23 protein-coding genes and 1 pseudogene are annotated in these 22,845 nt (G+C 72.1%); 12 read left to right on the top strand and 12 right to left on the bottom strand.

All coding sequences use genetic code 11. The annotated features are described in order from the left end of the window. Positions 1-35: 35 nt before the first annotated feature. The 4 genes from ABZT06_RS47400 to ABZT06_RS47385 all read right to left on the bottom strand — a co-directional run bounded on the left by ABZT06_RS47400 (position 36) and on the right by ABZT06_RS47385 (position 3,217). Positions 36-812, bottom strand: a complete 777-nt coding sequence (locus ABZT06_RS47400; RefSeq protein ID WP_355755408.1) for an NPP1 family protein — start codon at positions 810-812, stop codon at positions 36-38. A gap of 131 nt (positions 813-943) precedes the next feature. After that, on the bottom strand, positions 944-1,924 hold the full coding sequence (locus ABZT06_RS47395; RefSeq protein WP_355755406.1) for an ATP-dependent DNA ligase: 981 nt from the start codon (positions 1,922-1,924) through the stop codon (positions 944-946). A gap of 82 nt (positions 1,925-2,006) precedes the next feature. After that, a complete protein-coding gene (locus tag ABZT06_RS47390) occupies positions 2,007-2,378 on the bottom strand; it encodes a VOC family protein (protein WP_355755403.1) in 372 nt (123 codons plus the stop codon). An 89-nt stretch (positions 2,379-2,467) separates the two neighbouring features. Next, positions 2,468-3,217: an SDR family oxidoreductase gene (locus ABZT06_RS47385; protein ID WP_355755401.1), complete on the bottom strand. Its 750-nt coding sequence runs from the start codon at positions 3,215-3,217 to the stop codon at positions 2,468-2,470. A 114-nt stretch (positions 3,218-3,331) separates the two neighbouring features. Here ABZT06_RS47385 and ABZT06_RS47380 point away from each other — a divergent pair, with 114 nt between their 5' ends. Beyond that, the gene (locus tag ABZT06_RS47380) at positions 3,332-4,021 is read left to right on the top strand and encodes a TetR/AcrR family transcriptional regulator (protein WP_355755399.1); all 690 of its coding nucleotides are present in this window, start codon (positions 3,332-3,334) and stop codon (positions 4,019-4,021) included. Between the two features lie 3 nt (positions 4,022-4,024). Here ABZT06_RS47380 and ABZT06_RS47375 read toward each other — a convergent pair. Continuing rightward, positions 4,025-4,152: pseudogene (locus ABZT06_RS47375) on the bottom strand (LuxR C-terminal-related transcriptional regulator); the annotation flags it as partial. Positions 4,153-4,355: 203 nt separating this feature from the next. Further along, complete coding sequence (locus ABZT06_RS47370; protein WP_355755396.1) at positions 4,356-5,837, bottom strand: MFS transporter; 1,482 nt, start codon at positions 5,835-5,837, stop codon at positions 4,356-4,358. Positions 5,838-6,064: 227 nt separating this feature from the next. Between ABZT06_RS47370 and ABZT06_RS47365 the strand changes: the two genes are divergently transcribed. The 6 genes from ABZT06_RS47365 to ABZT06_RS47340 all read left to right on the top strand — a co-directional run bounded on the left by ABZT06_RS47365 (position 6,065) and on the right by ABZT06_RS47340 (position 11,010). Further along, positions 6,065-6,718: a helix-turn-helix domain-containing protein gene (locus ABZT06_RS47365; protein WP_355755394.1), complete on the top strand. Its 654-nt coding sequence runs from the start codon at positions 6,065-6,067 to the stop codon at positions 6,716-6,718. A 73-nt stretch (positions 6,719-6,791) separates the two neighbouring features. After that, a complete protein-coding gene (locus tag ABZT06_RS47360; protein WP_355755437.1) occupies positions 6,792-7,514 on the top strand; it encodes a response regulator transcription factor in 723 nt (240 codons plus the stop codon). Between the two features lie 256 nt (positions 7,515-7,770). Continuing rightward, the gene (locus ABZT06_RS47355; protein ID WP_355755392.1) at positions 7,771-9,003 is read left to right on the top strand and encodes a cytochrome P450; all 1,233 of its coding nucleotides are present in this window, start codon (positions 7,771-7,773) and stop codon (positions 9,001-9,003) included. A gap of 53 nt (positions 9,004-9,056) precedes the next feature. Further along, positions 9,057-9,251 (top strand): ferredoxin, encoded by a 195-nt coding sequence (locus ABZT06_RS47350; protein WP_031038257.1) that lies wholly within the window; start codon positions 9,057-9,059, stop codon positions 9,249-9,251. After that, the gene (locus ABZT06_RS47345; RefSeq protein WP_355755391.1) at positions 9,248-10,435 is read left to right on the top strand and encodes an FAD-dependent oxidoreductase; all 1,188 of its coding nucleotides are present in this window, start codon (positions 9,248-9,250) and stop codon (positions 10,433-10,435) included. The genes ABZT06_RS47350 and ABZT06_RS47345 overlap by 4 nt, the downstream gene beginning before the upstream one ends. Positions 10,436-10,494: 59 nt before the next feature. After that, entirely contained in the window at positions 10,495-11,010 is a 516-nt protein-coding gene (locus ABZT06_RS47340) for a MarR family transcriptional regulator (RefSeq protein ID WP_355755389.1), read from the top strand. A 3-nt stretch (positions 11,011-11,013) separates the two neighbouring features. On the opposite strand, the gene ABZT06_RS47335 is transcribed toward ABZT06_RS47340, so the two are convergent. Next, entirely contained in the window at positions 11,014-12,141 is a 1,128-nt protein-coding gene (locus tag ABZT06_RS47335; RefSeq protein ID WP_355755435.1) for an MFS transporter, read from the bottom strand. 82 nt (positions 12,142-12,223) lie between these two features. Between ABZT06_RS47335 and ABZT06_RS47330 the strand changes: the two genes are divergently transcribed. From ABZT06_RS47330 to ABZT06_RS47315, 4 genes are all read left to right on the top strand, one after another. Continuing rightward, the gene (locus ABZT06_RS47330; RefSeq protein ID WP_355755387.1) at positions 12,224-12,973 is read left to right on the top strand and encodes a helix-turn-helix transcriptional regulator; all 750 of its coding nucleotides are present in this window, start codon (positions 12,224-12,226) and stop codon (positions 12,971-12,973) included. A 71-nt stretch (positions 12,974-13,044) separates the two neighbouring features. After that, positions 13,045-13,425, top strand: coding sequence for a MauE/DoxX family redox-associated membrane protein (locus tag ABZT06_RS47325; RefSeq protein WP_355755385.1), 381 nt, complete (start codon positions 13,045-13,047; stop codon positions 13,423-13,425). Further along, positions 13,422-13,889 (top strand): peroxiredoxin, encoded by a 468-nt coding sequence (locus ABZT06_RS47320; protein WP_355755383.1) that lies wholly within the window; start codon positions 13,422-13,424, stop codon positions 13,887-13,889. The genes ABZT06_RS47325 and ABZT06_RS47320 overlap by 4 nt, the downstream gene beginning before the upstream one ends. 64 nt (positions 13,890-13,953) lie before the next feature. Further along, a complete protein-coding gene (locus ABZT06_RS47315) occupies positions 13,954-16,302 on the top strand; it encodes a SpoIIE family protein phosphatase (RefSeq protein ID WP_355755381.1) in 2,349 nt (782 codons plus the stop codon). A 9-nt stretch (positions 16,303-16,311) separates the two neighbouring features. Here ABZT06_RS47315 and ABZT06_RS47310 read toward each other — a convergent pair whose 3' ends face one another. From ABZT06_RS47310 to ABZT06_RS47300, 3 genes are all read right to left on the bottom strand, one after another. Beyond that, the gene (locus ABZT06_RS47310) at positions 16,312-16,746 is read right to left on the bottom strand and encodes a cupin domain-containing protein (protein WP_355755379.1); all 435 of its coding nucleotides are present in this window, start codon (positions 16,744-16,746) and stop codon (positions 16,312-16,314) included. Between the two features lie 112 nt (positions 16,747-16,858). Then, on the bottom strand, positions 16,859-17,440 hold the full coding sequence (locus ABZT06_RS47305; RefSeq protein WP_355755377.1) for a DNA polymerase ligase N-terminal domain-containing protein: 582 nt from the start codon (positions 17,438-17,440) through the stop codon (positions 16,859-16,861). A gap of 40 nt (positions 17,441-17,480) precedes the next feature. After that, positions 17,481-18,311, bottom strand: coding sequence for an aldo/keto reductase (locus ABZT06_RS47300; RefSeq protein ID WP_355755373.1), 831 nt, complete (start codon positions 18,309-18,311; stop codon positions 17,481-17,483). Positions 18,312-18,566: 255 nt separating this feature from the next. On the opposite strand from ABZT06_RS47300, the gene ABZT06_RS47295 reads away from it, so the two are divergent. Continuing rightward, a complete protein-coding gene (locus tag ABZT06_RS47295) occupies positions 18,567-19,532 on the top strand; it encodes a TauD/TfdA family dioxygenase (protein ID WP_355755371.1) in 966 nt (321 codons plus the stop codon). 622 nt (positions 19,533-20,154) lie between these two features. On the opposite strand, the gene ABZT06_RS47290 is transcribed toward ABZT06_RS47295, so the two are convergent. Together ABZT06_RS47290 and ABZT06_RS47285 are read right to left on the bottom strand one after the other, a co-directional pair. Beyond that, positions 20,155-21,183, bottom strand: coding sequence for an LLM class flavin-dependent oxidoreductase (locus ABZT06_RS47290; RefSeq protein WP_355755369.1), 1,029 nt, complete (start codon positions 21,181-21,183; stop codon positions 20,155-20,157). 91 nt (positions 21,184-21,274) lie between these two features. Then, positions 21,275-22,783: a metallophosphoesterase gene (locus ABZT06_RS47285; protein ID WP_355755367.1), complete on the bottom strand. Its 1,509-nt coding sequence runs from the start codon at positions 22,781-22,783 to the stop codon at positions 21,275-21,277. Positions 22,784-22,845: the final 62 nt, after the last annotated feature.

The following is a 22,845-nucleotide window of genomic DNA, read 5'->3' as shown; positions in this document are numbered from 1 at the left end:
GGGACCTAGGTCCCGCGCCCGATCGTGTCACCGGATCAGGCGTTGGGGTCGAAGGGGATCCCCGACGGCTTCGCCGACGACAGGTGGGCGGCGAAGTTGGCGTCCTTGAGGCCGAAGTTGGCGCTGCCGAAGTCGTACGCGCTCAGCTTGTCGCGCAGCCCCGACGGGTAGCCGTTCCAGCCGACCAGCGGCGGGTACTGCCAGGTGCCCTTGGTGTTCTCCGGCGGCTCGTCATTGGAGTTGGCCAGCCGGAAGCAGTGCGTCCTGATGCCGTCCTTGTGGTAGACGATCTTCGCGTGCGTGCCGTCGAATCGGACGCCGGAGGCCGCGGTGACCGTGAACGAGCCGTGGTTGGATGTCGACACGTACTGGATCGTGCCGTTCTGCACCCAGATCACGACGTGCTCCCAGTCGTGCCGGTGTCCGCCGATGCTGCTGTTCGCCACCGCCTGGTCCTTCTCGAAGTACAGGCCGTACATATAGGCGCACCAGCCGTTGTTGCACTTGTAGCGCGAGTACGTGTTGGTGTTGTCGAGGTCCGAGGCGTCATGGCAGTCCCCGCTGAGCGAACCCGTCGGATTCAGACCGCCGTTGATCGTGCCGTCGGGACCGATGGCGGGCGTCGAATAGCAGCCGTCCGTGTCGTAGTCGAAGGCCGGCTGGTACGTGAACTCGGCGCTCTCGGCGTTGGCGGGCAGCGCCTTGGGCGGAGCGGCGAACGCGGCGGAGGGGAAGGCGACGACGAGCGCGGCGGCGCCGACCAGGCCGGTGAACCATCTCGTGCGGTGCTTCTTGAACGACGGTGACGCCACTGCGTCCTCCTCGTGATCCGGGCGCAGCCCAACGGCTGTGGGGTTACTGGGGAGTTCAGCTTCCCGGCTTTTCATGTCCGCGCCAAGAGGTCGAAGGCGTCGTTCCGGTTAAGGGCCGCCCAATTTCCGGATCATGACGGTTCGTCGGGGAGATCGGCCGAGGAGTCCTCCGGCGCGAGGTCGGGCCGCAGCCGCAGCCAGGACGGCTGACGCAGCAACCCCGCCCGGGTACGGGTGCTGTAGCGGACCTCGCCGACCAGGCGGGGCAGCACCCAGCGCGCGCCTGGAACCCGTGGCGCGGGGTCGAAGGGGCACACGTCCGTCGCCGCGGCGGCCAACAGCGAGGCGAGCTCGGTCCGTTCCGCCTCGCTCCAGCCGGTGCCCACATTGCCGACGTACCGCAGCCGCCCGCCGCCCCGCTGTCCGACCAGCACCGCGCCCGGCAGGCCCGTGAGCCGCCCCTTGCCGGGCAGCCAGCCGCCCACGAGGACATCCTCGCTGAGCATGTTGCGGATCTTGATCCAGGCGCGGGAACGCACTCCGGGCTCGTACACCGAGTCGAGCCGCTTGCAGACCAGGCCCTCCAGGCCGTGCTCACGGGTGGCACGCAGGGCCTGTTCGCCGTGACCGACGAGGGCTGCGGGTGTGGACCAGTGCGGCCCGGAGAGCTCCAGCGCGTCCAGTCGCGCCCGCCGCTGCGCGTAGGGATGGGCGAGCAGCGAGCGCCGCCCCAGGTGCATCAGGTCGAACAGCACGAGGTGGACGGGTGCTTCGGCCGCCCTGCGCGCGGCTCTGCCGGGTGCGTGGGCCAACTGCATGCGCGGCTGCAGCAACTGGAAGTCGGCGCGGCCCTGTTCGTCCAGCGCCAGGATCTCCCCGTCGAGCACGGCCGGTGTGACGCCGAGCGCACTGCCCAGCGACCGCAGTTCGGGATAGGCGCGGGTGATCTCCTCCCCCGACCGGGCGCGCAGGGTCACGTCGCCGTTCCCGGCGAGGTAGACCACCGCCCGCTGGCCGTCCTGCTTGGTCTCGTAGGCCCAGCGCGCCTCCTGCGAGGCGGGCGGCAGGGTGCCGGGAACGGCGAGCATGGGCGGGATCAGCGGGAGGGTCACGGGTGAGGTGTCGACGCGAGCGCCGGCTGCCACGCGCCCCGCGCGCCGGGTTCCCCTGAACGGGCGCCGCCCGGGGGTCCTCTCAGCCCTCCTGGTACAGGTTGACGGTGTTGCCGTCCGGGTCCCGCAGCCACACGGACCGGCGGCCCCATGGCTGGGTGGTCGGCGGCTTGAGGATCTCGACGCCCTGGGCCGCCAGTCGTTCATGGCGTGTGTCCACGTCGGTGACCCGGAACTCCAGGGTGAAGTTCCCGCTCGCGGCGGCGGCCGTCGACCCGGGCACCATCGACTCCATGGCCCGGGCGGAGAAGAAGGACAGGACGGCACCCGGGACGGTCACCCGGGCGAAGGGCTCCTCGCCCTCCACCGCCGCGTCGAGGACGCGCGCGTAGAAGGCGGCGAGCGCCGGGACGTCGTCGGTGATCAGGGAGGTGCCGGTGAAACGGGGCCGCATCCGGGCATCGTAGGCGGAGGGTCGGACATCCGCCGTGGGGAGCGGACTTGGTGTCGATGTGCCGGACGCGGGGGGTCGCGGGAGGCGGGTCAGATGATGCCGCCGTTGGCCCGCAGCACCTGGCCGTTGACCCAGTGACCGGCGGGGCTCACCAGGAACGACACGACGTGGGCGATGTCCTGGGGCGTCCCCAGCCGCTCCAGCGGGGGCTGTGCCGCCAGGCGGGCGACGGTCTCCTCGTCCTTGCCGTCGAGGAAGAGGTCCGTCGCCGTCGGGCCGGGCGCCACGGCGTTGACGGTGACGTCACGGCCGCGGAGCTCACGGGCGAGGATCAGGGTCACGGCCTCGACGGCGCCCTTGCTGGCCGCGTAGGCGCCGTACCCGGGGAAGGCGAGCCCGACGACCGAGCTGGAGAGGTTGACGAGCGCGCCGCCCGGACGCAGCCGGCGCGCGGCCTGCTGGTCGACGACGAAGGTGCCGCGGATGTTGGTGCGGTACAGCGCGTCGAGCTCGGCCAGGTCGAGCTCCGCGATCGGGGACAGGGGCATCCGGCCCGCGGAGTGGACCACCGCGTCGACACCGCCGTAGGTGGCCTCCGCCAGGTCGAACAGGGCGGCGACCTCGGTCTCGTCGGCGACGTCCGCGCGGGCGGCGCGGGCGGTGCCGCCCGCCTCCTCGATGGTGCGCACGGCTTCGTCGGCGGCGGCCTTGTTGCCCGCGTACCCGACGACGACCGCGAACCCGTCGTGGGCGAGTTGCTCGGCGATCTGCCGCCCGATGCCGCGCGATCCGCCGGTCACGACCGCGACACGCTGTTCCGCACGGGGCTGAGTACTCATGACTGCGTCCTTTGTTAGCGCTGCTACGACTTGCTCGTATCGACGATAACACAGATGCGTATCGATGCTAACTCCGACCTCGTATCGGTGCTACGAATGCCGTACCGTAGGAGCATGGATGCGAGGGAAAAGATCCTGGAAGCGGCCACCGAGCTGCTGGCCGGTGCGTCGGCCGCCGATGTCTCCACGCGCGCCGTGTGCGAGAAGGCCGGGGTGGGCGCGCCGATGCTCTACCGGCTCTTCGGTGACAAGGCCGGCCTGCTGGCCGCCGTCGTGGACCGGGGATTCGAGCAGTACCTCGCGTCCAAGCGGGCGGCGCGGCCGAGCGCGGATCCGGTCGAGGACCTGAGAAGCGGCTGGGACACCCACATGCGCTTCGCGCTGGAGCACCCCAGCCACTACCGCCTGATGTACTCGCCCGAGCTGACCGCGCCCCCGGCCGCGGCAAGGGAGGCGCACGACCTGCTGCACGGCATCCTCGAACGCTGCGCGGCCGAGGGGAGGCTGACCGTGCCGCCTGCCCTGGCCACGCAGATGATCATGTCCGCCAACGTCGGGGCGGCCCTGTCGATGCTGACCAGGCCGGAACAGTACACGGACGCGAAGTTCTCGCAGCGGCTGCGCGACGCGGTGCTGGGCTCGGTGACCCGGCCCGCCGGCACCGACGCGTCACGGGAGGACAGCTCGGTGCCTGCGGCGGCCGCCACGCTCGCGGCCCGTCTCCGTGCCGACCTGCCGCCCACGCTCACGAGAGCGGAGTCCGCCCTGCTTCAGCAGTGGCTGGAGGAACTTTCCGGGAGATGAGGGTCAGCGCCCCTCGGGTGGCAGTGGCTGCACCAGACCCGACTGATAGGCCATCACGACGAGCTGGGCGCGGTCCCGGGCACCCACAGCTTGGTCATCGCACGGTGGACGTGGGTGTGCACGGTCAGGGGGCCGGGCGCGGTTCCGGCCGATGTCTCCGCGGCCGGTGCGGGGGCTGCCGCCGGGATCGCGGTGCGCGGGCAGGGGTTGAAGGAGGCGGGGGCGAACGCGAGGAGGGCGGCACCCGCGCGCCCGCCCGCGGGCAGGTACCGAACTTCGACGCGTCGTGGTGGTCGCATGTGACCGTCGGGTCGGCGACCGCCAGGTGCAAGCGTCAGCGTCCGGACGCGGTCCCGGTCGGCGTCTCCGCGGCCGGTGCGGGGGCCGCCGCCGGGACCGCGGTGCGTGGGCGCGGGATGAAGGAGGCGAGGGCGAAGGCCAGGAGGGCGGCACCCGCGCCGATGGCCATGACGGTCTTGAAGCCGTTCTCGGACGGCAGCGCGTAGCCGCCCAGGTCGATCGTCATCTGGGCCAGTACGACACCGGCGAGGGCGCTCGCGGTCGACGTACCGATGGACCGCATCAGGGTGTTGAGGCTGTTCGCGGCCGCCGTCTCCGAGGCAGGGACGGCGCCCATGATGAGGGCCGGCATGGAGCCGTACGTGAACCCGATGCCGGCGCCGATCACGCAGGAGGCCAGCACCAGGTGCCAGACCTCGGACATCAGCACGATGTTCAGCCCGTACCCGGCGGCCACGATCAGCGCGCCGATCATCAGCGTCACCTTGGGGCCCTTGGCCTTGGAGACGGCCGCCGAGACCGGAGCCAGCGCCATCATCACCAGACCGGACGGGGCCATGACCAGACCGGCGGTCAGCAGGGACCTGCCCAGGCCGTAGCCCGTCTGGGTGGGCAGCTGGAGCAGCTGCGGCAGGACCAGTGACATCGCGAACATGGAGAAGCCGATCGCGATCGAGGCGAGGTTGGTGAACAGGACCTGGCGACGGGCGGTGGTGCGCAGGTCGACCAGCGGCTGGGCGGTGCGCAGTTCGAAGAAGCCCCAGGCCAGCAGGATGATCACGGCCGCGGCGAACAGGCCCAGTGTGGTGCCGCTGGTCCAGCCCCAGTCGGCGCCCTTGGAGACGGCCAGCAGCAGGGAGACCAGGCCGGCGGCCATCCCGACCGCGCCGACGGCGTCGAAGCGGCCGCCGGTGCGCACCCGGGACTCGGGCACGAAGGCCACGACCAGGACGAGGGCTATCGCGCCCATCGCCGCCGAGGCCCAGAACAGGACGTGCCAGTCGAAGTTGTCCGCGATCAGCGCGGCGGTCGGCAGCCCCAGGGCGCCGCCGACGCCGAGGGAGGCGCTCATCAGGGCTGTCGCGCCGGCCAGCCGCTCGGCGGGCAGCTCGTCGCGCATGATGCTGATGCCGAGCGGGATGACACCGGAGGACAGGCCCTGCAGGGCACGGCCGACGATCATCGGGACCAGGGCGTCGCTGAGTCCGCAGACCACCGATCCGAGCACCAGCATCACCCCGCTGACCAGCAGCATCCGGCGCTTGCCGAACATGTCGCCGAGCCGCCCGACGACCGGGGTGGCGACCGCTGCCGCGAGCAGGGTCGCGGTGACCGCCCACGCGGTGTCCGAGGCGGGGGCGTCGAGCAGCTTGGGCAGCTCCGGCACGATCGGGATGACGAGGGTCTGCATCAGCGAGACGACGATTCCGGCGAAGGCCAGCACCGCCACCACGGCATTCGGCCGCGGTGGGGCCACGGCACCCACGTCGGCGGATCCGGCGGGAGCGTCGGACATTAAGGGGCCTCCAAGGCGGGGAGCGGACCGGGAACCCGGCCAAGTTTAAGTCAGATGCTTGACTTAGCTTACTGGGCCCGCTGCCCCGGTCGTACGGTGATCGCGGGAGCCGTGCGCGGGTTGCGTAGGCTTCCCACACTGGAACTCGCCGCACCGCCGGCGGACCTCAGGCGGCTCGAGGGGCTGGCCGTTTGAGGGCTCAGCGAAGTCCCGGCGCGGTGGTGGGCATGGCGGGCAGGACGGTACGCGAGGAACAGGTCAGCGCGACCCGGGAGCTGATCCTGACCGCGGCCGAGCGCCTCTTCGCCGAGCGCGGTGTCCTCGCGGTGTCCAACCGGCAGGTCAGTGAGGCCGCGGGGCAGGGCAACAACGCGGCCGTCGGCTACCACTTCGGCACCAAGGCCGACCTGGTCCGGGCCATCGCCCGCAAGCACCACGTCCGCGTCGAGGCGATCCGCGCCCGGCTGCTGGCCGGGGTCCGCGGCTCCACGGACGTACGTGACTGGGTGGACTGCCTGGTCCGGCCCGTGCCCGAACATCTCGCGGAGCTGGGCAGCCCCACCTGGTTCGCCCGGTTCTGCGCACAGGTGATGACCGACCCGGTGCTCCAGCAGATCATGGTCGAGGAGTCCATGACCTCGACCTCGCTCCAGCAGATCGTCGAGGGCCTGAACCGCTGCCTGCCCGAACTGCCCGCCGACGTCCGCGCCGAGCGCGCCGAGATGGCCCGCCATCTGATCGTGCACATGGCCGCCGACCGCGAACGGGCTCTCGCGGAGAACACCCCGACACCCCGCGCCAACTGGCACGACGCCGCCACTGGCCTCGGTGACGTGGTGGTCGCCATGTGGACGGCTCCGGTCACCCCGACCGGGCCTTGACGGACCTTACTTGAGTTAGGCAAGGAGGCGCTAGGGTGAGAGAGTGCCCCCTCCCCACGAACGGGTCCTCTCCATGCACGGCACCTTCAGTGACCGGCCGGCACTCGCCCGCGGTTCCGGTCAGCGCCTCCTGGTCGTCGCGGGCGATCCGGACGTCGCCGAACTGCTCGCCACCACCCTGGAGTTGGCGGGCTACCGGATCGTCGCCGTCGCGGCTGCCGTCGACGGTCTGGCACGGCTGACCCGGGAGCGGTTCGACCTGGTGGTGGTCGACGCGACCGGGCCGGACGTGGTCGAACTGGGCCGCACCCGGCCGACGTTGGCCCACCGCCCGCCGGTGCTGCTGCTGATCGACTACGAGTCCCTGGACCGGATCGTGCCCGAACTCGGCCTGGGGGAGCGGGACTACGTCACCAAGCCGTTCCGGGTGGCCGACGTCCTGGCCAGGGTGCAGGTTCTGCTGCGCGGCTCGGGTGCGGCACCTGCCCGGGATCGCGCGCTGAGTTACCGCGACCTCGTCCTGGACGACACCCGCTGCGAGGCCCGGCGCGGAGCACGCGCCCTCGACCTCACACCCGCCGAGTACCGGCTGCTGCGCCATCTCCTGGTCAACGCCCACCGGGTGCTGTCCAAGGAACAGATCGGCCGCTACGTCTGGGGTGACCACCGAGGTGACAACGCCATCGAGCAGCTCGTCTCCCGGCTGCGCCGCAAGGTCGACCAGGAGGCGCCGGAGCTGATCCACACCCGTCGCGGATTCGGGTACTGGCTGGGGCGCGTGGACGTCGAAGCGTGAAAGCTCGGCTGCCAAGCGGCAGCCGGGGGCCCCTACAGGCCCCGGGCGCAGCATCCGCGCCCTGTAACTCCCTTGCGTGTGACGGTAGTTGCTGTCCGAATCGCGTTGTGATCCCGGTCACGTCAGCTTCCTGTCAGGTCGCCGACGGGCCGGTGTCAGGCCTGTCTGTTCGCATGTGCTCATCGAGGCCTCGACCACTTCGCCCCGGCGCTCCGCAGCCCCCTCCCGCGGAGCACCCCCACCACCGAGGAGAACCATGGCCGACACCCTGGCCGGTCCCGCGGACGACACCGCGGGCACTGCCCCCGAGTTCCCCATGCCACGTGCCGCCCGCTGTCCCTTCGACCCGCCGCCCGGCCTCAAAGAGCTCCAGGAGCAGGGGCCGTTGACGAAGGTGCGCCTGTGGGACGGCAGCGAGCCGTGGCTCGTGACCCGCTACGCCGAGCAGCGGGCGATCCTGGGCGACGCCCGGGTCAGCGCCGACACCGACCGGCCCGGCTACCCGACCAAGGCCAGCGCCGAGGCGGGTGAGGGAAAACTCAGCTTCATCATGATGGACGATCCCGAACACGCCCGGCTGCGCCGGATGGTGACGGCACCGTTCGCCATCAAGAAGGTGGAGGCCCTGCGGCCCACCGTGCAGCGGATCGTGGACGGTCTCATCGACGACATGCTGGCGGGCCCCCGGCCGGTCGATCTCGTCGAGGCGTTCGCCCTGCCGATCCCCTCGCTGGTCATCTGTGAACTGCTCGGCGTGCCCTACGACGACCACGCCATGTTCCAGGAGAACACCAAGACGATGGTCCGCACGACCGCGACCCCCGAGGAGCGCGGCGCGGCCACCCGGGAGATCGCCGGATACCTGGCCGGCCAGCTCGCCGAGCGACTCACCGCGCCCAAGGACGACCTGCTCTCCGGCATCGCCGGACGCGTCGCCGTCGGGGAGCTGACGCACGGGCAGGCCACGGAGATGGCGCTGCTCCTGCTGATCGCCGGACACGAGACCACCGCCAACATGATCGCGCTCGGTACCGCGGCACTCCTCGAACACCCCGACCAGCTCGCCCTGTTGCGCGACACGGACGACCCCAAGGTTGTTGCCTCGGCGGTCGAGGAACTGCTGCGCTATCTCCACATCACGCACTTGGGACGCCGGCGGGCGGTCACCGAGGACATGGAGATAGTCGGTCAGGTCATCAGGGCCGGCGAGGGCGTCATCATGGTCAACGAGATCGGCAACCGCGACCCCCAGGTCTTCGACGACCCCGACCGACTCGACATCACCCGCGACGCCCGCCGCCATGTCGCGTTCGGCTTCGGCGTCCACCAGTGCCTCGGCCAGCCCCTGGCCCGCATGGAGCTCCAGGTCGTCTACGGCACCCTCTACCGGCGCATCCCCACCCTCCGGCTCGCCTGCGCCCTGGAGGAGGTGAAGTTCAAGCACGACGCGTTCATCTACGGCATCCACGAGCTGCCGGTGGCCTGGTGAGGGCTTTGGCCCCGCCGACCAGCCGCAACCACGAGCAGAGCAAGGGGAATCCCATGAAGGTGGAACTGGAAGCCGACAAGTGCGTCGCCTCGGGGCAGTGCGTGGTCGCCGCCATGGAGGTGTTCGACCAGGACGACGACGGCATCGCGATCCTCCTGACCGAGGAGGTCGGCGACGACCGACTCGGCGACGTCGAGGAAGCCGTCGCGGTCTGTCCGGCCGCGGCGATCCGGCTGGTCCGGCCGTGAGGCGGATCGTCGTCGTCGGCGCCTCGGCCGCCGGACTCGCGGCGGTCGAGACGCTGCGCCGCGAGGGGTACGACGGCACGATCACCCTCGTCGGGGAGGAGCCCGAACCTCCCTACGACCGCCCGCCGTTGTCCAAGCAGCTCCTGGCCGCGGAGTGGGAGGCCGACCGGCTCGCCCTGCGCACCTCGGCCGACCTCGCCGCGCTCGACCTGGACCTGCGGCTCGGAGTGGCGGCGACGGGCCTCGAACTCGTCGCCCGCACGGTGCGGTTGGCCGACGGCTCCGAGGTGCCGTACGACGGACTGGTCATCGCCACCGGCGTGCGGCCGCGCCGCCTGCCCGGGGAGGGCGCGCACGTGCTGCGCACCCTCGACGACGCGCTCACCCTGCGGGAAGGGCTGTCCCCGGGGCGGCGGCTGGTCGTGGTGGGCGCCGGTTTCCTCGGCGCCGAGGCCGCCGCGGTCGCCTGGCGCCTCGGTGTCGAGGTGACCCTCCTCGAACCCGCCGCCGTGCCGCTGGCCCACGCGGTCGGCACGGAGGTCGGGCAGCTGCTGGCCCGGGCCCATGGGGACCGGGGCATCGACCTGCGCTGCGGGGTCACCGTCACCGAGGTGACCGAGGAGGGTGTCCGGCTCGCCGGCGGAGAGGTCGTCGAGGCGGACGAGGTGCTGGTGGCCGTCGGCTCGGTGCCGAACACCGAGTGGCTGGAGGGCAGCGGGCTCGCGCTGGGTGACGGGGTGGTCTGTGACGAGTACTGCGAGGCGGCGCGCAACGTGTACGCCGCCGGTGACGTCGCCCGCTGGTACAACCCGCTGTTCGGCACCCCGATGCGCATCGAACACCGCACCCACGCGGCCGAGCAGGGCATGGCGGCCGCCCGCAACCTGCTGGCCGCTCCTAAGGCGCGCAAGCCGTTCGCCCCCGTGCCGTACTTCTGGTCGGACCAGTACGACATGAAGGTCCAGGCGTACGGCTTCCTGCGCGGGCACGAGGAAGTCGCCGTGGTGGAGGGAGACTTGGCGCAGCGCCGGTTCGTCGCCGCTTACCGCACCGGGGACCGGGTCAGCGGTGCCCTCGCGGTCGGCATGCCGCCCAGGGCGATCCGGCGGTGGCGGCAGACCATCGCGACCGGAGCGGCCTGGCACGAGACCGTGCGCGCCGAGGTGGGGGCGGCCGAGGTCTGAGGGCCCGGGGACCGCCGTAGATTACTTGAGTTACGCAACAAGATGGTAAACTGGCGGGTATGTCCTCACAGCCGCTCCCCGACGTCCCCGCGTCCCCGGAAGTCATCGAGATCGAGCGGGCGCTCACCCGCATCACCTACCTGAGCACGCGCGCCCGGCAGCACGACCGGCTGATGTCCCTGGCCGACGTGCCGCTGGACCGGGCCGCCGTGGCCCTGCTCCGGCAGGTCGCCGACACCGAGCCGATGCGGCCGGGGGAGCTGGCCAACCGGCTCGGTGTGGAGGCTTCCCACGTCACCCGCACCGTCCAGCAACTGCAGAAGTCGGGGTACGTCACCCGCGTCCCCGACCCCGTGGACCGGCGCGCCCAGCGCATCCAACTCACCGAAACCGGCCGGCAGGCCATCGACCGCATCCGTGACGTCGGCGCCCGCGGTATGCAGCTGGCCCTCGCCGAGTGGTCGCCCGAGGAGCTGCGGCAACTCGCCGGGCTGTTCCACCGGATGGTCGACGACTTCCTCTCGTACGCCGTCGACGACGAGACCGAAGAGGTGGCACCGGCCGCCACGAGCTGAGGCTCACCGCGCCGGGGCGAGCCGCTCGGCGGCAGCGGGTTCGCGCAGCCCGCGCAGCAGCAGACCGCCCAGCGCGGGCAGGACGATCAACGGCACCAGCGCGGTTCGCAGCGACGTCCCGTCGGCCAGCGCCCCCAGCGCCGGAGCGGCCAGCCCACCGACGCTCACCGTCAGGCCCAGCGTGACACCGCTCGCCGTGCCCATCCGTCCGGGCAGGTAGTCCTGGCCGAGGGTGACGTGCAGCGAGAACGGCACGTACAGGCCGGCCGAGGTCAGGGCGACGAACAGATACACCGCCGGGCCGACCAACGCCGTCCCCGCCACGGCGAGCACCGTCAGGGCGTACGCCCTGCGCACCACCCTGAGGCGCCCGTACCGGTCGGCGAGCCGGCCCCCGAGGACGGTCCCCACGGCACCGCCCGCGTACAGCACGCACAGCGCCGCCGTACCGGCCACGTCCCCGCCGCCGACGCGCTCACGGACGTACAGCGACACGAACGCGCTCAACCCGACGAACACGACCGACCGGCAGACCACCGCGCCCGAGAGCCGCAGGAACGACGGCCAGTCGTCGCTTCCGGTACGCGCGGCCGCCGCTCCCGCCACCGGACGCGCCCGGGACGCGCGCCCCGCCGCCGCGCACAGGGCCGCGCCCACCACGCCCGGAACGACCAGCAGCGGAGAAGCGTCCAGGCCGCCGGTGGCGACCACCGCGGCGACCAGCAGCGGGGCCAGGGCGAAGCCGACGTTGCCGCCCAGCGCGAACCACCCCATCCCCCTGTTGCCGCCAGGTGCGACGGCCCTGGCGGCCCGGGCGGCCTCCGGATGGTAGGCCGCGACCCCGAGGCCGGTCACGGCGACCGCCGCCAGGGTGAGCGGATAGGAGCCGAGAATCCCGCTCAGCCCGGCACCGGCCCCCGCGGTCAGCGCGCTCAGCGGCAGCAGCCACGGCATCGCCCAGCGATCGGTGAGGGCGCCGAACAACGGCTGCACGACCGACGACAGCAGTGACGCGGCCAGGACGACGCCCGACGCGGCGGCGTAGGACCAGGCTCGCTCGGTGACGAAGAACGGCACCAGGGCCGCCACAGCCCCCTGGTACACGTCCACGCAGCCGTGACCGAGGGACATCAGCGTGAGGGAACGGTTCTTGGACACGCGACCGAGCCTCGCGCAGGCGGCCCCTGGCCCGCTTTCGATAATCTGCCCAGTCATGTCGAACATCCGCCATGACCCCGTGGCGCCCACCCGCGCGCAGCGCCTCGCCGCAGGCGAACGCATCGGCGCCCACCGGCACGAGGACCACCAGATCGTCTACGCCGGCTCCGGCGTCCTCGCGGTCACCACCGACGCCGGCACCTGGTTCGCGCCCGGCACCCGCGCCATCTGGATCCCCGCCGGCACCGTCCACGCCCACCGCGCCCACGGCCGGCTCGACCTGCACCTGGTCGGACTGCCCGCCGACGACAACCCGCTCGGCCTGGCAGCCCCGACCGTCCTCGCCGTGGGCCCGCTGCTGCGCGAACTGATCCTCGCCTACACCCGTGACCCCGCGGACGACAGCCCCGAACGCCACCGGCTCCTCGCCGTGCTGCGCGACCAGCTGCGCGCCTCTCCGCAGCAGCCCCTGCGGCTGCCCGCCCCGGTCGACTTCCGCCTGGCCGCCGTCTGCGCACTCGTCCACGCCGACCCCGCCGACCCGCGCACCCTGGCCGCCCTCGGCGCCGCGACCGGCGCCTCGGAACGCACGCTCAGCCGTCTCTTCCGCAGCGAGTTCGGCATGACCTTCCCGCAGTGGCGCACCCAGTCGCGCCTGTACCACGCCCTGCGCATGCTGGCCGACGACCTCCCCGTCACGACCGTCGCGCACCGCTGCGGCTGGTCCTCCGCGAGCGCCTTCATCGACGTCTTCCGCCGCTCCTTCGGCTACACCCCGGGCACCCACAACCACCGTTCCGCTTAGGGACGGAGGCCGCCGTACGAGGTGCTTGTACCGTCCAGTAATGTGCGCGGCAGCCCCCCGAAGGAGGAACCGTGCCACGGTCCCCACGCTCGCCCCTGCTGCTCGCCGGCCTGCTGGCCGCCGCGGGTGTCGCCCACTTCGCCACGCCGCGCTCGTTCGACGCGACCATCCCGGAGGCCCTGCCCGGCAAGCCCCGGACCTGGACCTACGCGAGCGGCGCCGTGGAACTCGCGCTCGCCGCCGGTCTGGCGCTGCCGAAGACCCGCCGGACCGCGGCGCTCGCCGCCGCCGCCTTCTTCGTCGGGGTGTTCCCCGCCAACGTCAAGATGGCCGTCGACTGGCGCCACCGCCCCACACCCCAGAAGGCGGCGGCCCTCGGCCGCCTGCCGCTGCAACTGCCACTCGTGCTGTGGGCCCGCAGCATCGCGAAGAACGGGGAGGGACAGGCATGAGCAAGGCGATGGAGGCCGGCGACACCGTCGAGGACTTCGAGCTCCCGGACGAGACCGGCACCGGCCGCAAACTGTCCGAGCTGCTCGCCGACGGCCCGGTCGTCCTCTTCTTCTACCCCGCCGCCCTGAGCACCGGCTGCACCGCGGAGGCCTGCCACTTCCGCGACCTGGCCGCCGAGTTCGCCGCCGTCGGCGCCCAGCCGGTCGGCATCAGCGGCGACACCGTCGAACGCCAGCAGGAGTTCGCCGGCCGCCACACCCTCGGCATGCCCCTCCTGTCCGACGTCGACGGCAGGATACGAGAGCTGTTCGGCGTCAAGCGCGGCTTCTCGCTGGCACCCACCAAGCGGGTCACCTACGTCATCGCCGAGGACCGCACCGTGCTGGAGGTAGTCCGCAGCGAACTGCGCATGAACACCCACGCCGACCGCGCCCTCGAAGCCCTGCGCGCCCACCGCACGTGACGGACGGGGCCCGGTTGCCCCGTTTCGGTTGATGCGGTCCGACAATGGGACCATCCTGGACGATATGGAGCACGTCTCCGCTACGGCGGTCACCGATGCCGCAGGCGTTGTGACGGGGTGGAGCGAGGGTGCCCGGCGGCTGACGGGACGCACGGCCGAGGAGGTCGTGGGGCGTACCGCCCGGGAACTGCTCGCCGAGGACCCGCCGGGTCCGGCCGTCGCGGCGCTGAAGGGGACCGTCGTACTGCGGCACCGCGACGGTTCCCCTCGCGCGCTCTACGTGCAGGCGTGCCCCGTCCAGGGCGGCGACGGCACGCCGACCGGATATGTGATCACCGCCCGGCCGCCCGGCTCCGGCGAGTCGACTCTGGCCGGGCGGGCCTTTCAGCAGGCGGTCATGTCCATGTCGGTCTTCGACACGCGGCAGCGCTATCTGCGTCTCAACGACGTGGCCTGCCGGGTGATGGGGGTTCCCGAGGAGGCCCTGCTCGGCCGCCACTTCCCCGACACCATCGAGGACGCCGAGCACAGCCGCGGCTTCAACGCCCATCTGCGCCAGGTGGCCGAGACAGGCATGCCGGTCCGCTATGAGAGCTTCACCGGCGCACCGTCCCTCAACCGGGAGCACGCCTGGACCATCGAGATGTGGCCGGTGCGGGAAGACGACTCCGGAGAACTCACCGGAGTCGCCCTGGCCGCGTTCGACAGCAGCGACCAGTACTGGGCTCGCCAGCGGCTGGCCCTGCTCAACGAGGCGGCGACCACCATCGGCACCACCCTCGACGTGGTGCGCACCGCCGAGGAACTGGTCGGACTCCTCGTGCCCCGCTACGCCGACTTCGCCAGCGTCGACCTCCTCGAATGGGTCCTCGGCGCGGACGAACCGCCCACCGCCCTGGAGGGCGACATCGTCCTGCGCCGCGTCGCCCACGGCTCCGCCCACGAGGGCACCCCCGAGGCCGCCGTCCACCTCGGCGAGACGGACGTCTACGTGGCCTCCTCACCGCCCGCGCGGGCCCTCAGGGGCGGTCGGGCCGCCCTCAGCCAGGCCGGCGAACCCGACTTCATGCGCTGGGTCACCGAGCGCAACACCCGTGCCCCGGCCGGCCGCTCCTACCGCAAAGGCGTCCACTCCGTGCTCGCCGTGCCGCTCAAGGCCCGCGGCACCACCCTGGGCGTCGTGGTCGCCGTCCGCATCGCCCACCCCGACGACTTCGGCGGCGACGACGCCGTCCTCGGCGAGGAACTCGCCAGCCGGGCCGCCGTCTGCATCGACAACGCCCGCCGCTTCGCCCGCGAGCGCACCACCGCACTGGCCCTGCAGAACAGCCTCCTGCCGCGCGGCCTGCCCGGACAGGCCGCGGTCGAGGTCGCCCACCGCTATCTGCCCTCCGGCTCGCTGGCCGGCATCGGCGGCGACTGGTTCGACGTCATCCCGCTCTCTGGCAGCCGCGTCGCCCTCGTCGTCGGCGACGTCGTCGGCCACGGCATCCCGTCCTCGGCGACCATGGGCCGCCTGTGCACGGCGGTGCGCACCCTCGCCGACGTCGACCTGCCGCCCGACGAGCTCCTCACCCACCTCGACGACCTGGTCACCCACCTCGCCTCCGACGACCGCGACGACGAGGTCGCCGAACTCGGCGCCACCTGCCTCTACGCCGTCTACGATCCCGTCTCGCGCCGCCTCACCACGGCCGCCGCCGGCCACCCGCCGCCCGCCGTCGTCCTGCCCGACGGCACCGCGCGCCTCGTTCCCCTGAGCGCGGGGCCCCCGCTCGGCGTCGGCGGTCTGCCCTTCGAGGCCACGGAGATCGAACTGCCCGAGGGAGCCGTCGTCGCCCTCTACACCGACGGTCTCATCGAGGACCGGGACCGCGACGTCGACCACGCCACCGGCGAACTGTGCCGGGCGCTCACCGCGAGGACCGACACCCTCGACGAACTGTGCGACACCGTCCTGAAGGCCGTACTGCCCGAAGAACCCGGCGACGACGTGGCCCTGCTGCTGGCCCGTACCCGGGCTCTCGGCGCGGACCGGGTGGCCACCTGGGACGTCGAACCCGACCCCGCGCACGTGGCCGCGACCCGGCAGGCCGCCACCGAGCAACTGGCCGCCTGGGGACTGGAGGACGCCTCCTTCGTCACCGAACTCGTCGTCAGTGAACTGGTCACCAACGCCATCCGCTACGGCGAACCGCCCATCCAGCTACGGCTGATCCGGGACCGCACCCTCATCTGCGAGGTCTCCGACGGCAGTTCCACCTCACCGCACCTGCGGCGCGCCCACGCCTTCGACGAAGGAGGCCGCGGGCTGCTGCTGGTCGCCCAGCTCACCCAGCGCTGGGGAAGCAGGCAGACCGGCAGCGGCAAGACGATCTGGGCCGAACAGTCCCTGGAACCGCCCGATTTCTGATCGGCGCGCTCACTGGAAGGGGCAGCCGGGGTTCGGTACGTCCTCCGAGAAGGGCGATCCGTGCGGGAGCACGTACAGCACCTCCAGGACGAGCGGGGTGGTTCCTTCGTTGCGGCCGAGGTGGACGTCGCCCGGGCCGCCCGGCTCGCGCACCACGGTGCCCTGCGGGTAGACGCCGTCGACGGCGCAGTCGGCGTGGTAGTGGCTGAGGGTGCCCTGCTTGACGTACCCGTAGACCAGGCCGTCGTGGTAGTGCCAGCCGGTCGCCTGGCCCGGTGGGACGGTGATCTCCCTGAGGACGTAGTCGGTGTCGCCCACGGTCTTCTGGGCGATCAGCGTGGCGGTCACTCCGGGGCCGGGCGGGGTCGCCTGTGCGGTGCCGCCGACGAGGACGGTGGCGGCGACGACCGCGCCGGACAGGGCGGTACGGAGCGCGATGCGCATACGGAAGCTCTCCTGGCTCGTGTGCCTGAGCGACGACGTGTCGCAATGGACGTCGCTGTGAACATAGAGGCCCGGGAGGCTCGTCGGGGCGGGATTCGATGGATCTTCCGGCTCAGGTCTCCTCGGCGGCGACCTGAGCCAGGGTCCGGCCGGACCGGACCGAGCGCGCCAGGCGCGGATCCGGTGTGCCACGTCCGCGCGCCCGTCCCTCGGCGGTCTTCACCAGCAGCCAGTCGTCCTCGCGGAAGCGGGTGAGCGCGTACCGGCCGCGCAGCTTCGTCCCATGGAGCCGGAAGGTGGCGTGCCCGCGCTCCAGCGACTCGGCGAAGTCGACGGGACGCCCTTGGCGGTCGTGGCTCAGCTGCTCGTAGGTGCCGTGGTCCCAGACGATCACCGTGCCGCCGCCGTACTCGTCCTCGGGGATCACGCCCTCGAAGTCCTCGTACTCCAGCGGATGGTCCTCCGTCGGCACCGCGAGGCGTTTGTCCTTGGGCACACCGGAGGGGCCCTTCGGGACCGACCAGGACTTCAGCACGTCGCCGACCTGGAGCCGGAAGTCGAAGTGCATCGTGCTCGCGTCGTGGATCTGCACGACGAACCGGGGTGCGGCACCCGTGGCAGCCTGCCGCCCCTCCGGCTCACGCGTCCGTCCGAAGTCCCGCTTGCCGTGGTAGTCCCTCAGTCGCTCACTCACCTGCGGCTCCTTCCGGCGCCCCGGGTACCCCTCCCGCTGTTCAGAACTCCTCGTGCACCTCCGGGTCCCCGCCCAGGCGCCGGCGCTCACGGTCGCCGATCGCCGCCACCTCGGCCTCGCTCAGCTCGAAGCCGAACACGTCGAGGTTCGCGCGCTGCCGCTCCGGGTCGCCGGACTTCGGGATCGGCAGGGCGCCGAGCTGGATGTGCCAGCGCAGGATCACCTGGCCGGGCGTGACCCCGTGCGCCTCGGCGACGCCCGCCACCGCCGGGTCCTCCAGCAGGTCCGAGCCGCGGCCGAGCGGGCTCCAGCTCTCGGTGACGATGTCCTTGCCGGCGTGGAAGGCGCGCAGCTCGTCCTGCGGGAGCAACGGATGCAGCTCGATCTGGTTGACGGACGGCAGGACCCCGGTCTCCTTCTCCAGCCGCTCGATGTGCGCGGCCGTGAAGTTGGAGACCCCGATGGACCGCACGAGGCCGTCCTCGCGGAGTTTGATCATGGCCTTCCACGAGTCGACGTACTGGTCGACACGGGGGAGCGGCCAGTGGATCAGATACAGGTCCACGTACTCCAGGCCGAGGCGGGCGCGCGACTCCTCGAAGGAGGCCAGGGTCTCCTCGTACCCGTGATGCCGGCCGGGCAGCTTCGTCGTCACGAGAATCTCCTCACGCGGGACGCCGGCGGCGGCCACGCCACGGCCGACACCGGTCTCGTTCCGGTAGTTCGTGGCCGTGTCGATGAGCCGGTAGCCGCTCTCCAAGGCGCCGGCGACCGCCCGCTCCGCCTCGGTGTCGTCCATCGGCCAGGTGCCCAGACCGAGCGCGGGGATCTTCGTACCGTCGTTGAGGGTGTGCGTCGGGATGCTGATCACGTCCGAACCTTCCCTTGACTGTGTCGTCCCCCCAGCCTCACGGACAGGGCGAGCAATGATCAACCGGAGGGCCGCCCGCTCCGCCCGCTGCGGGAGGGGGCCAAGCCCGGCTGTCTCGGCCCAGAGGGCTTCTGTCACCGGTTTGAGGCAGGTGCGGGGAGTTGAGGGTGCGGGCACGCTGGGCAGGCAACCATGGGTGACGTGTCTCGCGGGGCACGGATCCTGGACCAGATGCCGGCGATCGACGGAGCACGCATGACGACGGACAAGGACACGGCGGAGCGGGGCGCGGGCATCGAGGTGAACCCGGTGGCCGGGCACATCGGGGCCGAGATCACGGGAGTCGACCTGTCGGGTGATCTCGACGACTCGGTGGTCGGCGCGATCCGCGCCGCGGTGCTGCGCTGGAAGGTGGTGTTCTTCCGCGGGCAGAAGCTCGATCACACCGGGCACGTGGCCTTCGCCCGCAGGTTCGGTGAACCGGTCGTCCTGCCCAAGCGCGGCAGCGCCTCGCCCGCGGACTTCCCGGAGGTCGAGACGACCGCCGACCGGCTGGAGCTGGGCGGGAAGTTCGGCATGGAGCACGAGGAGTGGCTGCAACGCCGCCGCCACACCCTGCTGCGCGGCTGGCACTGCGACCACGGCGCCCGCGTCGACCCACCCGCCGCGACGATCCTGCGCGCCGAGACCGTCCCGCCGTACGGCGGCGACACCACCTGGTCCAACCTGGCAGCCGCCTACGCCGGGCTCTCCGCCCCGGTGCGGGACTTCGTCGACGGACTGCGCGTGGAACATCGGCTCGGCGTCGGGTACCAGCCCCGTCCGGGCGACGACGCCTACGTCCGGCACCTCCTGGACCACCAGGTCGCCTCCCTGCACCCACTGGTGCGGGTCCATCCCGAGACGGGGGAGCGGATCCTCTACGTCAACGGCTACTACGTCGAGCAGATCGCCGACCTCTCCCGCGCCGAGAGCCGGGCGATCCTCGACATGCTCCTCGAACAGGCGGTCCGGCCCGAGTACACGGTCCGCTTCCGCTGGGAGCCGGGCAGCGTCGCCTTCTGGGACAACCGCGCCACCATCCACCTGGCCCCCGGCGACAACGCCCACCTCGGGTTCCCCCGGACCATGCACCGGGTGATGCTCGCGGGAGACGTGCCGGTCGGGGTGGACGGGAAGCGGTCGGAGGCGATCACGGGGACCGAGGTGGGGCGCTGGTGACGCGCGGCGGGATGGGGGACCGGGTTGGAGAGGCGTCGCAGGGTGGCGGGTTCGGAGCGTCGGGGCGCCGGTGAGCTGGCCCCGGGCGCCCTCGACCGCACGGCCGCCCCAGGCGTCGGCGAGTGTCCCGAGTCGCGCCGGTCCCCTCGGGACGGCGGCCGCGCGGCACGGCCCGCCGCCGAGGAGGAGGCGGTTGTGGACGGCTCGGGACCTGGTGATCGAGTCCGGTGGGGTTGGCGGTCGGGCGGCGCGCTCCGTCGCGGGGGCGGGGGCACGGGCGGCCCGGGGTGTCGGTGATCGGGTCTGCCGGGGTGGGGTGGTCGTGGGACGCGCGCCGTCGCAGAAGGCGCGCGCCCGGTCGCACGGGGAGCGGGTGTGGACGGTCCGGGGTGTCGGTGATCGGGTCCGCCGGGGTGGGGGGTGGTCGTGCGGCGCGCCCCCTCGCAGGGAGCGCGGGTACGGGACGGCCAGGGGTGCCGGCGATCCGGCGTGTTCGGGGCACCGGCCGTGCGGCACACCTCTGCGAGGGGCGGGTCGCGAACCAGGCGTTGGCGGCGGCCACCTCGATACCGCCGAGGGCCCGTCGGCTCTCCGGCCTACCCGGGCCCGCCGCCCCGCAGGGCTACGCGCCCTGCCGCCACCCCAGTGCAGGACCCAGCTTGGTCGCCATGTCGGTGAGGATCTGCACATAGTCCTCGTGCTCGAAGGTGAACGGCAGCGCGAACGCCACCTCGTCCACCTCACGGAACGCGGCGTGCGCGTGCAGCCGTTCGGCGATCTCCTCCGACGTGCCCACGATGTCCGGCGCGAACATCAGCCGCGCCGGGCCCTGCGGTGACGCGGTACGAGGTGTGCGCTTCGCCGCGTACTCCTCGTACTTCGCCCGCTGCTCCGGTGAGGCCGAGTCGGTCGGGATGACGACGAGCCCCTGGGACACGCGGGCCTCCTCGCCGTCCGGGTGGGCGGCGCGGAACGCGCGGATGTGCGACAGCTGGATCTCCGCGAAGTCGTAGGGCCCCTCCGGATCCTCCGCCTTGACGACGCTGCTGGTCAGGAAGTTCATGCCGTGCTCGCCCGCCCAGCGCGCCGAGCTCAGACTGCCGCCGCCGTACCAGAGACGTCGGCCGAGGCCGGGGGAGTGCGGCTGCACCCGGTCCGAGAAGACCTCGAAGCCCTGCACCCCGCTGAAGTCGCTGGCCGGCTTGCCGCGCACGAGGTCCAGCAGCCGTCGCACCCGCTCGTAGGAGAAGTCCTCGGCGTCGGCCGTGTCCGGGTACAGCGCCTCCTTGACCTCGTCGAAGTGCATCGGCGGACCCACGCTCACGCCGGGGTTGACCCGGCCGCCGGACAGGATGTCCACGGTCGCCAGGTCCTCGGCCAGCCGCAGCGGGTTCTCCCAGCCGAGGGGGATGACGGCCGTGCCGAGCTCGATCCGGCTGGTGCGCTGCGAGGCCGCCGCCATGACGGCGACGGGGGACGAGATGCCGTACTGGAGATGCCGGTGGCGCAGCCACGCGCTGTCGAAGCCGAGCCGCTCGCCCAGCTCGATGATCTCCAGCGTGGACTCGTGGCCACGCCGCGGATCCGCCTCGTCGAACAGGCCGATGGTCAGGAAGCCCAGCTTGCGCAGGGGGCGGGGGGTCGGCGGCACGGGCTCCTCCGGAACGGTTGATGTATCAAGTAGTACGGCGGTGCCAACCCGGCCGGCACGCGTGATGTTCCCGCTCGCCGGGCCCCGCGGGTCACGTTCGGGTCAGGGGAATGGTCACCTCGTCCTCGACCGGCGGGTCGATCTCCTGGGCCAGGTTGCCGGTGGCCGCGAAGCAGCGCAGACGCACCGCCTCCGGAGTGACGTCCAGCCGCAGGAAGCACTTGAAGAACGGCGGGCTGTACGTCGCTGAGCTCGGCGAGAACAGCTGCGTGTAGATCTTGCGTACCGGGAGTCGGAACCGCGAGGTGCGGTCGGGGCGGCCGCCCGCGCCGAGGAGACCGGCGACCAGGCGGGTGCGGAAGGTGACCCGGGCCGGTGCGCCCGGCAGGCGCGTGGGCGGGATGCCGAGACGTTCGGCGATCACCGCGGTGGCCTCGGCCTCGGAGAGGGTGAAGAAGCGGCGCAGCCGCAGCCGGCGGCCGTAGAGCCTGCTGTAGAAGGCCAGGGAGTCGCCGCGCAGGGGGTAGCAGCGGAAGTCCTTCTCGGTGACGTTCGCGATCGAGACCTGCGGGATGGTGTGCGTGGCGTGCATGAACGCGCCGCCGCCGCCCGAGACGACGTACTGGATGGTGCGGCCGTCCACGTCGACCGGGTAGCGCTGGTAGTTGTGGATGTCACCGCCGATCGCCGCGACGTAGTGGTGCAGCGGGGCGCGCACGATGTCGTCGACCGTGCCGCCGCCCTCGATGGCGCAGGGGTGGTGCTCGCCGTCCACGTACAGGGGGGAACCCGTGATGAGGATCTTGGGGCGGGGGCCCTGGGAGACCTCGCGCAGCCAGGCGCCCTGTTCGGCGTCGAGCGTCCCGAGCAGCCCGGTGTCTATGCCGATGATCCGCAACGGGCCGGCGTCGACGGCCCAGTACGGGCCCGGCTGGACGGCCTGTTGGGTCGGCTCCGCACGCAACCGGTGTGCCTCGTCGAGGCGTTGGCCGTCGTCGGGCCGCGGCCGGTGCCACAGCAGTGAGCGCAGCCAGGCGCGGGTCAGGGGGCGCGGCGAGGCCTCGGGTTCCAGGGGCGGGGCGTCGTCGCAGAAGACCCGCATGAAGGCGCCGAGATCCTCGTACCAGTCGTGGTTGCCGGGTATCGCGTAGATCGGCGCCGGATAGTCCTGGTACGGCCGGAAGAACTTCGTGCCGTAGTCGTCCGCGCTGCCCACCGGGTAGATGACGTCGCTGGCGACGACCGCGAACCGCGTGTCCTGACTGGACTTCAGAAAGCCTGGTACGACGGCGTATTGGGGGTCGTCGCCCTCACCCGTGTCACCGATGACCATGAAGGAGAACGTCTCCGGGTCCTCGCGCCGGATCACCTTGTCGGCGGGTGCGCCGGCCGCCGCGCGCTGGGCCACCCAGCGGCTTCGGGTACGGCCCGTGGGATCCCCGAACCAGGAGGCGACCACGCCGTTGCGGGCGGCCCACAGCGTCTTCGGGTTCAGCCACGAGATCTTCTCGACCTTGGGCGGCATCAGACGCTTGTACTCGCCGAGTCGGGCGGAGCCCCAGCCGGCGCCTTCGGCGGTATCGCGTGAGGAGTCAGACACCGGTGCACCGTAACAACGATCTAGGAGCGGCCGGGAAGGGGGAGTGCCGTACGGCACTCCCC

This window comes from Streptomyces sp. NPDC005483, from assembly GCF_040606035.1.
In the GTDB taxonomy this organism is placed as follows: domain Bacteria; phylum Actinomycetota; class Actinomycetes; order Streptomycetales; family Streptomycetaceae; genus Streptomyces.
The sequence above is the reverse complement of the archived record's forward strand: the minus strand, read 5'-3'. Positions and strand labels throughout refer to the sequence as shown.

Excerpts from the sequence above, each read along its gene's own strand:
- ABZT06_RS47335 (WP_355755435.1), bottom strand. The coding sequence starts at position 12,141 with ATGTCCCTCGGTCACGGCTGCGTGGACGTGTACCAGGGGGCTGTGGCG.
- ABZT06_RS47350 (WP_031038257.1), top strand. The coding sequence starts at position 9,057 with ATGAAGGTGGAACTGGAAGCCGACAAGTGCGTCGCCTCGGGGCAGTGC.
- ABZT06_RS47315 (WP_355755381.1), top strand. The coding sequence starts at position 13,954 with ATGGAGCACGTCTCCGCTACGGCGGTCACCGATGCCGCAGGCGTTGTG.
- ABZT06_RS47320 (WP_355755383.1), top strand. The coding sequence starts at position 13,422 with ATGAGCAAGGCGATGGAGGCCGGCGACACCGTCGAGGACTTCGAGCTC.
- ABZT06_RS47330 (WP_355755387.1), top strand. The coding sequence starts at position 12,224 with ATGTCGAACATCCGCCATGACCCCGTGGCGCCCACCCGCGCGCAGCGC.
- ABZT06_RS47390 (WP_355755403.1), bottom strand. The coding sequence starts at position 2,378 with ATGCGGCCCCGTTTCACCGGCACCTCCCTGATCACCGACGACGTCCCG.
- ABZT06_RS47370 (WP_355755396.1), bottom strand. The coding sequence starts at position 5,837 with ATGTCCGACGCTCCCGCCGGATCCGCCGACGTGGGTGCCGTGGCCCCA.
- ABZT06_RS47355 (WP_355755392.1), top strand. The coding sequence starts at position 7,771 with ATGGCCGACACCCTGGCCGGTCCCGCGGACGACACCGCGGGCACTGCC.
- ABZT06_RS47365 (WP_355755394.1), top strand. The coding sequence starts at position 6,065 with ATGGCGGGCAGGACGGTACGCGAGGAACAGGTCAGCGCGACCCGGGAG.
- ABZT06_RS47380 (WP_355755399.1), top strand. The coding sequence starts at position 3,332 with ATGGATGCGAGGGAAAAGATCCTGGAAGCGGCCACCGAGCTGCTGGCC.
- ABZT06_RS47295 (WP_355755371.1), top strand. The coding sequence starts at position 18,567 with ATGACGACGGACAAGGACACGGCGGAGCGGGGCGCGGGCATCGAGGTG.
- ABZT06_RS47360 (WP_355755437.1), top strand. The coding sequence starts at position 6,792 with ATGCACGGCACCTTCAGTGACCGGCCGGCACTCGCCCGCGGTTCCGGT.
- ABZT06_RS47340 (WP_355755389.1), top strand. The coding sequence starts at position 10,495 with ATGTCCTCACAGCCGCTCCCCGACGTCCCCGCGTCCCCGGAAGTCATC.
- ABZT06_RS47310 (WP_355755379.1), bottom strand. The coding sequence starts at position 16,746 with ATGCGCATCGCGCTCCGTACCGCCCTGTCCGGCGCGGTCGTCGCCGCC.
- ABZT06_RS47385 (WP_355755401.1), bottom strand. The coding sequence starts at position 3,217 with ATGAGTACTCAGCCCCGTGCGGAACAGCGTGTCGCGGTCGTGACCGGC.